At 60.8% G+C, this 9,462-nt stretch carries 11 protein-coding genes and 1 tRNA gene; 3 read left to right on the forward strand and 9 right to left on the reverse strand.

Features of this window, described 5'->3' with window-relative positions; all coding sequences use genetic code 11:
- Positions 1 to 64 precede the first annotated feature (64 nt).
- The 8 genes from AC07UB_RS21550 to AC07UB_RS21585 form a co-directional block, all read right to left on the reverse strand.
- Positions 65 to 547, reverse strand: a complete 483-nt coding sequence (locus AC07UB_RS21550; protein ID WP_492791762.1) for a DUF2948 family protein — start codon at positions 545 to 547, stop codon at positions 65 to 67.
- A 77-nt stretch (positions 548 to 624) separates the two neighbouring features.
- Positions 625 to 1,914 carry a UDP-N-acetylglucosamine 1-carboxyvinyltransferase gene (gene murA / locus AC07UB_RS21555; protein WP_492791761.1) on the reverse strand — a complete coding sequence of 430 codons (1,290 nt, stop codon included), beginning with the start codon at positions 1,912 to 1,914 and terminating at the stop codon, positions 625 to 627.
- Between the two features lie 147 nt (positions 1,915 to 2,061).
- Entirely contained in the window at positions 2,062 to 2,727 is a 666-nt protein-coding gene (locus tag AC07UB_RS21560) for an NAD-dependent epimerase/dehydratase family protein (RefSeq protein ID WP_494653667.1), read from the reverse strand.
- 24 nt (positions 2,728 to 2,751) lie between these two features.
- A complete protein-coding gene (locus AC07UB_RS21565; RefSeq protein ID WP_492791759.1) occupies positions 2,752 to 3,237 on the reverse strand; it encodes a hypothetical protein in 486 nt (161 codons plus the stop codon).
- A gap of 120 nt (positions 3,238 to 3,357) precedes the next feature.
- The gene (locus AC07UB_RS21570) at positions 3,358 to 4,281 is read right to left on the reverse strand and encodes an alpha/beta fold hydrolase (protein WP_494653664.1); all 924 of its coding nucleotides are present in this window, start codon (positions 4,279 to 4,281) and stop codon (positions 3,358 to 3,360) included.
- 76 nt (positions 4,282 to 4,357) lie between these two features.
- The gene (locus AC07UB_RS21575) at positions 4,358 to 4,660 is read right to left on the reverse strand and encodes a UBP-type zinc finger domain-containing protein (RefSeq protein ID WP_492791757.1); all 303 of its coding nucleotides are present in this window, start codon (positions 4,658 to 4,660) and stop codon (positions 4,358 to 4,360) included.
- 30 nt (positions 4,661 to 4,690) lie between these two features.
- Entirely contained in the window at positions 4,691 to 6,403 is a 1,713-nt protein-coding gene (locus AC07UB_RS21580; RefSeq protein ID WP_494653662.1) for an FAD-dependent oxidoreductase, read from the reverse strand.
- Between the two features lie 160 nt (positions 6,404 to 6,563).
- Positions 6,564 to 6,767 (reverse strand): hypothetical protein, encoded by a 204-nt coding sequence (locus AC07UB_RS21585; protein WP_492791755.1) that lies wholly within the window; start codon positions 6,765 to 6,767, stop codon positions 6,564 to 6,566.
- Between the two features lie 100 nt (positions 6,768 to 6,867).
- On the opposite strand from AC07UB_RS21585, the gene AC07UB_RS21590 reads away from it, so the two are divergent.
- Both AC07UB_RS21590 and AC07UB_RS21595 read left to right on the forward strand, forming a co-directional pair.
- Positions 6,868 to 7,311, forward strand: a complete 444-nt coding sequence (locus AC07UB_RS21590; RefSeq protein ID WP_492791754.1) for a nuclear transport factor 2-like protein — start codon at positions 6,868 to 6,870, stop codon at positions 7,309 to 7,311.
- A gap of 145 nt (positions 7,312 to 7,456) precedes the next feature.
- Positions 7,457 to 7,531 (forward strand) — tRNA-Thr (locus AC07UB_RS21595).
- 329 nt (positions 7,532 to 7,860) lie between these two features.
- Here AC07UB_RS21595 and AC07UB_RS21600 read toward each other — a convergent pair.
- Complete coding sequence (locus AC07UB_RS21600) at positions 7,861 to 8,364, reverse strand: hypothetical protein (protein WP_494653660.1); 504 nt, start codon at positions 8,362 to 8,364, stop codon at positions 7,861 to 7,863.
- A gap of 82 nt (positions 8,365 to 8,446) precedes the next feature.
- Between AC07UB_RS21600 and AC07UB_RS21605 the strand changes: the two genes are divergently transcribed.
- Positions 8,447 to 9,388, forward strand: a complete 942-nt coding sequence (locus AC07UB_RS21605) for a primase-helicase family protein (RefSeq protein WP_494653659.1) — start codon at positions 8,447 to 8,449, stop codon at positions 9,386 to 9,388.
- Positions 9,389 to 9,462 lie beyond the last annotated feature (74 nt).

A 9,462-nucleotide genomic window follows, 5' to 3' on the forward strand; every position in this document is an offset into this window, starting at 1 on the left:
ACATCACGGTCAACCCTTAACATCCTCAGGGTGAATTCGCGAGCGGGACCGCGCCGATTGGTTGCTAAATGGCTGTGTCCGCAGCCAGATTGCGCGCGGCGTCCGGATCGGCGGTCAGACTGTCCGGACCGAGATCGGCCAGCTCGCATTCGAGGCACTCGACCTCGAGCCGCAGCACGCCACCGCTGGCGAACAGTAACAGCACCTGGCCGCCCGGCTTCCTGCCCGGATCAAACTCTATCCCAAGCAGCGTCAGCGCCAGTTCCGTCGCAGCCATATCGATGTCGCGCGATTTGCAGGACAGCACGCGGTCGAAACGGAGCGCCGAGATCAGCCTCCGCGGGGTGCATTCGCCGGCAAGGATCTGCTCGCAGTCCGGCCGCCGCATCCCGATGACAAGGCGGTTCTCGGCCGGCCGCCACAGGATGTCGCCCGCGACCACCGCCGCGTCCTGGACATGCGCCGAAATCACGGCGAGATCGTCTTCGTCCAGAGCGGCCAGCTTGCGCTGCGAGGATTCACGCTGAGACACTTTGTTCTGAGACATTGGGCCCCGCCTTGCGTTTTAGTGAGGCATGATCTTTTCCGAAAACCGGCTTTCGCCTTTCGGGATCATGCCTGCGTTTACCCGCTGATGCGCTCGATGGTCGCTCCGCAGGCAGACAGTTTTTCCTCAAGCCGCTCAAAGCCGCGGTCGAGATGATAAATGCGGTTGACCATGGTTTCGCCTTCGGCCGCGAGGCCGGCGATCACCAGCGAGACCGACGCGCGCAGGTCGGTCGCCATCACCGGCGCGCCGCGCAATTTGGAGATGCCTTCGATGATGGCGGTCTCGCCGTCGAGCGAAATACGCGCGCCGAAGCGCGCCAGTTCCTGCACATGCATGAAGCGATTTTCGAAAATCGTCTCGGTGATGTGCGACGAGCCTTTCGCGCACGCCATCAGCGCCATCAACTGAGCCTGCAAGTCGGTTGGGAAACCGGGAAACGGCGCAGTTGAAACGATGACCGGATTGATGCCGGCGCCGTTGCGCGTGACGCGGATACCTTCGTTGTTCGGCGTGATGGTCGCGCCCGCCTGGATCAGCACATCGAGCGCCGATTGCAGCAGTTCGGGCCGTGCGCCCGCGAGCTGAACGTCGCCGCCTGTCATCGCCACCGCCATGGCATAGGTGCCGGTCTCGATCCGGTCCGGCAGCACGGTATGCCGCGCGCCGTGCAGCTTGGCCACGCCTTCGATAACGATGCGCGTGGTGCCCGCGCCGGAAATCTCCGCGCCCATCTTGTTCAGACAGTCGGCGACATCGACGATCTCGGGCTCGCACGCAGCATTGTTGATGACCGTCGTGCCCTTCGCGAGCGTCGCCGCCATCAGCGCAACGTGCGTGCCGCTGACCGTGACCTTCGGGAAATCGATCTCCGCGCCGACCAGACCGCCGGGCGCTTTCGCGATCACATAGCCGCCGTCGATCTGAATATCCGCGCCGAGCTTTTCCAGCGCCATGATTAGCAGGTCGACAGGCCGCGTGCCGATGGCGCAGCCGCCGGGCAGCGACACCTTGGCCTCGCCCATCCGCGCCAGCAGCGGCGCAATCACCCAGAAACTCGCGCGCATGGTCGAGACCAGTTCGTAAGGCGCGGTGGTGTCGATGATGTTCGCCGCGGAAATATGCAGCGTCTGGCCCTGATACTCGTGGTCGCCGGGGCGCTTGCCGGCCGACATGATGTCGATGCCATGGTTGCCGAGGATGCGCTGGACCTGCGCGACATCGGCCAGACGCGGCACGTTGTCCAGGATCAGGGTCTCGTCGGTCAGCAGGCTGGCGATCATCAACGGCAACGCCGCGTTCTTGGCGCCCGAAATCGGAATGGTGCCGTTGAGCTTGTTACCGCCGACAATACGAATGCGATCCATGCCAAACCTGCTTTGTTCCGGAATGTCGGCTTTTAGCGCGTTTCAGCGGGAGTGGAAACCGCGCGCCAGGACGCCCCGAAAACCCGGCACATCAGCTTAATAACTCAAAAATCGCTCGAATTGTGTCGGTTTGACTGCAATTGGCGATCAGGCGCCGGCCTTGTGGATGTCCGGCATTTCCAGGATCGGCTTCGGGTAGCCATGCCTGGCCACGGCGAGCATGGCGCGGCCGACCTCCTCGGTCGTGGTCACGTATTGCGGCGCGACCCGATGCAGCAGCGTCAGCAGCGGCGATGTCACGGTGTAGATCGCCTGAACCCACGGCGTCTTGGAGCGTACCCCATGGAGCGGCTGGATCGCGCCGGGACGGAACATGTAGGCGGCCTTGAACGGCAGCTTGAGCAAATCGTTCTCGGTCTTGCCCTTCACACGCGCCCACATCATGGAGCCCTGCTCAGTGCTGTCAGTGCTGGCACCGGTCACATAGACAAAGGTCATGCCGGGATTGAGCCGCGCCAGCGGCCGCGCCGCCGCCAGCGTGATGTCGTAGGTGAGATGACGATAACGCGCTTCGTCGAGCCCCAGCGACGATACGCCAAGGCAGAAGAAGCAGGCGTCATAACCCGTCATCTCGCTTTCGATCGCGGAGAAATCCAGAAAGTCCTTGTGCACGATTTCGCGCAGCTTCGGACTTTGCTGCCCCGTCGCGCTGCGGCCGACGGTCAGCACCTCCACCACCGCGGGATCAAGCAGGCATTCGCGCAGCACGCCCTGCCCGACCATGCCGGTCGCACCGAAAACAATGACTTTCATCGATGCTCCAAATATCCGCCCGCGTTATGCCGGCCGGAAACGCCTGATGCTGAGAACAATCAGGAAGATGAAGAAGACCAGCGTTGCGCCTTGCGCGATCGCGAACGGCGGCTCCGTTCCCTTGGGAGCCAGTACATTCAGCAACGCGACCTTGAGGAACGACTGCGCGATCAGGACAAAGACGTTAAACCAGAGCGCGAGCAACGCCGTCACGATGTAGACCGGACGCCAGATACCGACCAGATTCTTGCCGTAGAGCGCGTAGACCGCGACAGCCAGCAGGATCAGCGAAATGATGGCAACCATGTGCGACGGCAGCAGCGTGGTGAACGGAAACAGAAAACCGGTCGCGCTGGTCAGGATCGTGGTGATCAGAAACAACGCCGTCCAGCACGGCAGCTTGTTCGATGCGAGAAGTCCGCCCGCGACAACGAAACCGAGGGCGATAGCAATCATACTAAGTACAAGGTGGAAGACCGTAAAACCCGCCAAAGACATGCCTAAAATCATGATGCGCCCCTTTTAAGAACCCGTCCAAAGGCTACAGCATAGGCACGGCCGTGCAACAAAAGTTCCATTTCCGCGCCACAACTTGCGGCGAATTTCCGGGCGCGGCAGCCATGCCATGCGCTAACGGTTGAGAAAATCCACCAGCTTCGGAATGACCTGCCCGGGCGCCTCTTCCATCAGCCAGTGGCCTGAACCTTTGACGATCACGCCTTCGACGTCAGTCGCGACCAATTTGCCCTGCTCGATCAGAAACGCCCCGCCGGCCTTTTCGCCGGAGAGCACCAGCATCGGCATCGGCAATTTCGTCTTTGCAAGGCCGGCGAAGTCGTCCGCGTCTTTCTCGAAAGCGCGAAACACCTCGAAGCCCGCGCGCATATGGCCCGGCTGCGCGTAGGACTTGGCGTAGAATTTCCGGTCCTTCTCCGGCACCGACTTCGTGGGGTCGGCGGCGAAATCATTCCAGAAATGCTCGAAGTAAATCCGCTCGCGGCCCTTCACCAGCGCCAGCGGCGTCTTGCCGTAGAAATGGAAGTGCCACAGGTCGCGCAGCAGCCAGACGTTTTTCCAATCGCCGACGCCCGGCAGGAAGGCATCCATCAGCACAATGCGGTCGACCTCGGCCGGGAATTGCGCGGCATAGGCATAGGCGACCATCAATCCGATGTCGTGGCCGACGATTTTCACCTTGGCATAGCCGAGATTTTTGACCAGCGCGTGAATGTCCTGCGCCATTTGCTTCTTGGTATAGCCGCTCTCCGGCACACCGGATTTGCCGAAGCCACGCAGGTCCGGCGCAATCACGGTGTGGTTCTTCACCAGCCCCGGAAACAGCGGCCGCCACATGTGGCTTGTTTCGGCGTAACCATGCAGCAGCACCACAGGGTCACCCTTGCCTGCCACGAGATAATGCAGCTTCACGCCGTTGACTTCGGCAAAGCGGCTCTGCGGCGCCTGCGCGACCGCGTTGCCCGGCAGCGCGACCAGAACTGACGCCGCTATTGTGACAGCGCAGACCGCGCCGCGAATGATCCGCCGGATATGCATCCTGAAATTCCTTCGAGCCGATATGAACTGATGAAAACGGATTGGATTTAGCAAGCTTGGATAATAGGCAACGGGCTCAGTCATAGCGCGGGATCGGACCGTTGTGCGGCGTCTTTCGCCTGGACAGATCGAACATCACCTTATCGATATAACACCAGCCCCAGCCTTCCGGGGGATCGTAGCCTTCGATGACCGGATGCTGCGTGGCGTGAAAATGTTTCGTCGCATGTTTGTTGGGCGATTCGTCGCAGCAGCCGACATGGCCGCAGGTCCGGCAAATCCGCAGATGCAGCCACTCGCTGCCGGTCGCGAGACATTCCTCACATCCCAATGCGCTCGGCGTGACGTCACGGATTTCCGCAATATGCTTGCAAGGCATGGTGATGGCCCTCCGGCGAGAGCTTGCAGGCTAGATGGACACAGCCGGCTTGTCGCTGAGAAATCCGTGCAACGCGGCGACCACCTGCGCACCTTCGCCGATCGCGCCGCCGACGCGCTTGACCGAACCGGCGCGCACATCGCCCACAGCGAACACGCCGGGCACCGACGTCTCCAGTCCCGACACAGGCTTGCCATCCTCGCACTGTGCGCCGGTCAGCACAAAGCCAGTGCGGTCGAGGGCGACGCCGCATCCCTTCAGCCATGCGGTTGCGGGGTCCGCGCCGACGAACAGAAACACATTGCGGATGTCGCCTGATGCTTCGATGCCGGTCCGGCGGTTGCGCCAGCGGACGCGGGTCAGCCCTCCATCGGGCGTGCCTTCCAGCCCGGCGATCTCGGTGTGAATCATCAGTTCGATGTTGGGCGTCGCCATGATGCGGTCGATGAGATAGCGCGACATGCTGTCGGCAAGTCCGCCGCTTCGGATCATCATGCGCACCTTGCTGGCGTGGCCCGACAGGAAGACCGCGGCCTGCCCCGCGGAATTGCCGCCGCCAACCAGAATAACCTCCTGTTGCGCGCAGAGCCGGCCTTCGATCGGCGACGCCCAATACCAGACGCCACGCCCCTCGAATTTGTCGAGGTTCTCGATCTCCGGCCGCCGGTAGCGCGCGCCGCTGGCAACCACGACGGATTTCGAACGCAGGAAATGACCGCATGCGGTCGAAAGACCGAATGCGCCGTCGCTTTTGGTGCAATCGAGCGATCTGGCCTCGACCGGGATCATCATGTCCGCGCCGAACTTCTGCGCCTGATTGTAGGCGCGCCCGGCGAGCGCCTGTCCCGAGATGCCTGTCGGAAATCCGAGATAGTTTTCGATCCGTGCACTGGCGCCGGCCTGACCGCCGAAATGGCGCGCGTCGAGCACCGCCACCGACAATCCTTCGGACGCCGCATACACCGCGGTCGCAAGGCCCGCGGGACCGCCGCCGACGATAGCGACATCGTAGAGCTTGTCCTGTTCGGCGCCGCCGATCATCCCCATCGCATAGGCAAGTTCGGTCTCGGAGGGATTGCGCAGCACCCTGCCGTCCGGACACACCACCAGCGGCAGATCGGCGGGCGACGGCGAATAGCGCGCGATCAGATCGGCGGCATCCTTGTCCGACGCAGGGTCGAGCACATGATGCGGATTGCCGTTGCGGGAGAGAAAGCCCTGCAAGCGTACGACACCGCCCAATGACGGCGAGCCGATCAGCACCGGCCCGCCGACGCCGCCCTGAATCAAGCTGACGCGGCGCAGAATCAGCGCACGCATGATGCGCTCGCCGAGATCGGCTTCGGCCACAAGCAGCGCGCGCAGGCTTTCGGAAGGAATCAGCAGCGTTTCCACGTCGCCCTCGGCGGTGCCGTCCACCAATGCCTGGCGGCCCGAGAGTTGTCCGACCTCGGCCAGAAACTGTCCCGGCCCCTGCTCGATCACCGGCGTGACATGACCCATGCCGTCGCGCTGCGTGATGGCGACATTGCCGGACAGAACCACGAACATCCCCGGACCCGGCTTGCCGGTCTCGAACATTCGATCGCCGTCCTTGTAGCGGCGAACTTCGCCGAACCGGCGCATCCGGTCGATCTCGGCCTCCGTCAGCGTCGGGAAGGTCTGCTCGTAGCGCGGAAACGCCTGCGCCGCTGATGTCAGTGGCGGTGCGTGCGCAGGTGTTGCTGCCGGGTCTGTCGCCATTGCTCGCACCTCGTCGCTCGTCAAAAACACGGCGACGATCTTCCTGCAAAACCGATGCAAGAGAGCCGCCATTCTCAGACTAGATCGTGCGCGCGCGGGGATAATCAAGAATGGGAGAGTCGAGGCCGGCGCCGGACCTTAACGCCGTATGCAGGCATTCTCACTCGTCGTCGCGCGAATCGGCCGCCGCCTCCGGCGTCTCAGCACGCGCACGTGCGTCATCCTCCGGTGTGACGATCGCCATTCCGGCGCGGCCGCGTGCCTGCGATTTGCGGCGCTTCAGATTGTCACGCAGCGCCGATTTCAGCCGCTCTTCACGGGCGGTTTTGGCGTTGCGCCCCGTTTTGCCGGAATCGTCCGTCATGGCAGGCCCGCTGGTGTTCCCTTGACCGGATGTTCGGCCGAGGATTACTGCAATCATACGCGACAGGGCAATCGGCAGGTCACGTCATAAGGAACATCTCATGACAGGTGATGCACAGGGTCTCGCGCCTGCGGCGCAGGAGACGCTCAAGAGCTGGCATCGTTTCGTCGAAACCAAGAGCACCGACGTGCTGCGGCCGCTGTTCGCGGACACCACGGTGTTTCGCTCGCCATTCGTCCATCTTCCCATCCCGGGACGTCCCGCGAGCCTGCTGATCCTCACCACCGTCGTGCAGATTTTCGAGAATTTCCGTTACCACCGCACATTCGTCTCCGGTTCGCACGATGTGGCGCTGGAATTCAGTGCCAATATCGGAGAACTGGACCTGAAAGGCGTCGATCTGGTGAAATTCGATTCCGCCGGCAAGATCATCGAATTCGAGGTGATGATTCGCCCTTTCAAGGCCTTGCAGGCCCTCAGCACCGAAATGAGCGCCCGGATCGGCCCCGAATTGGCGAAATACAAGACCGCCGCCCCGGCCTGAGTTCCGCGAGGCATCTACGGGCCGGAGAACGACGCTCCGCGCTTGCGCCGCCAGTGGCCTTATGGCAAAGGAACGCGCGCCTTTAGAGGCTTTTCAGCTGATTCACGTACATGGTACGTTTCTGGCTCCTTTTGGTCTGGCGCACGCTGCCGTAGCTCAGTGGTAGAGCACTCCATTGGTAATGGAGAGGTCGACAGTTCAATCCTGTCTGGCAGCACCAGTCACTTCAATGTTTTCAGGCGTTATTTCCGCTGAGCCTGATAGGTTGTTCGGCATCAACGGGCAGAACAAACCGCGTTTACGCACCTCGATACGGGGAAAATCCGGGGATACCTGTTCACCCATTGTTCCCGTTTGCTCGGTACGTGCTAGTGTTGACGAGTCGCACGCTTTGCGCCGCAATCACCAAATGTTGGTCTCAGGGAGACGACTAGTGAAACTCTCAGCCATTTCGGATGATGACAAACCGCAGCCGGCACCCGAACCGCCGCCGCCGCCGCCCGATGATCGCAGTTTCCGGAAGAATGAAGAACCCATAGTTCCGAGAAACTAAATTCGGGCAGCAATGCCGAAATACAGAAAAAGCAATCCTCCTAGGGGTGAAATCATCCCTAGGATTTTTGCGCGGTCCATCCATTTGGACATCCGTGCATTCAAAGACCTATTTACCGCTTGCCCTTTTGCTAGCTCTGCAAGATAGGCCTCATACGCATCCTTAGAATTAACATTCGGTGCGAGTGCCCATTGCCAGAATTCTGCATCCCGGCCGGGCAGATTAATGTCCGCGCCGCGAATCACCATGAAGCAGCACACCGAAGCAGCTAGTAGCGGCAGAACTAACCCGCTCAAGGCGACTCCATAGAGCAACGGTATGGAACCGTTTACACTGTAAAAAATTGCGGCCGCTGCCGAAATCGCTGCGGTTGCGACAGCAATGTAGAACTTCAACAATTCTAATGCTCTTCGATCGCCCTCTTGGATAAGTTCAACAGTTGCCTTGTTGCGCTGTCGAGCGTCGTCACAAGCGAACCGAATTCCATCTTCATCCAACATTACGACGACCCTGCTTGTTCACCGATGGTGAAGGTAGCATGCCGATTCTCGACTCATAAGCGGCAAGCGCAACGAGACTGAAATGACTGACATCGCAAATATGATCGCCGACCTCGTTGAGGGCGGAGGGGACGCTATGGCCGTTAGCGAACCTCGGGAGGCCGAAACGACCTCTCCGCGTGCTTGGGGCTTCGACATCGCGGAAATCAATCGTAGCTACGCGCTAGCGATCTGGGGCGGCAAGGCCGTGGTCATCAATGAGCAACCTCATGGGCCGGTCAATGATCGGGTCCGGGTGATGTCCGTTGAGGCTATGAGTTCATGGTTTGCGAACCGCCAGACCGAGGTTGTCGGCTCCGATGGCAAGGTCAAGGCGGTGAGTTGGGCAAAGGCTTGGCATTCACATCGCGATCGGCGGCAATATGACGGGGTCGAATTTTTCCCGAATCCCGACGGCGCGTCTGGAACGCCAAATTATCTCAATTTCTGGCGCGGCTTCGATATCACCCCCTCGCCGACCGGCTCTTACGCCATTTTTCGCGATCATTTGCTCACCAACGTCTGCGCGGGCGATGAGAAACTGTTCAGCTACATTTTCGGCTGGATCGCGCACATTGTCCAAAAGCCGCGCGAACGACTCGGGACAGCGATCGTGCTGCGTGGTCGCCGAGGCACTGGCAAGAGCAAGGTCGGTGAAGTTATAGGCTCGCTTTTCTCATCGCACTATTTTCAGGTAGACGATGCCCGCTACATCACCGGACAGTTCAATGCGCACATGGCAAGTTGCTTGTTACTGCAAGCCGACGAGGCCGTGTGGGCGGGCGACAAAGCGGCTGAAGGGCGGCTCAAGGGATTGATCACCGCTGAAATGCAGATGATCGAATCAAAGGGTGTCGATCCGATCCGACTGCGCAACTTCCTGCGCGTCATCATGACCTCGAACGAGGGGTGGGTCGTTCCCGCAGGCATGGACGAACGACGGTTTTGCGTTTTGGACGTTGGTTCAGGCTGCGCTCAAAATTGACCTGATGGATATTTTGGACCAGCGGGATGGAGATTACTGCATGGCCGCGTTCCGATCCAGATGCAGTATTTCCG

Source organism: Afipia sp. GW821-FHT04G03, from assembly GCF_059419985.1.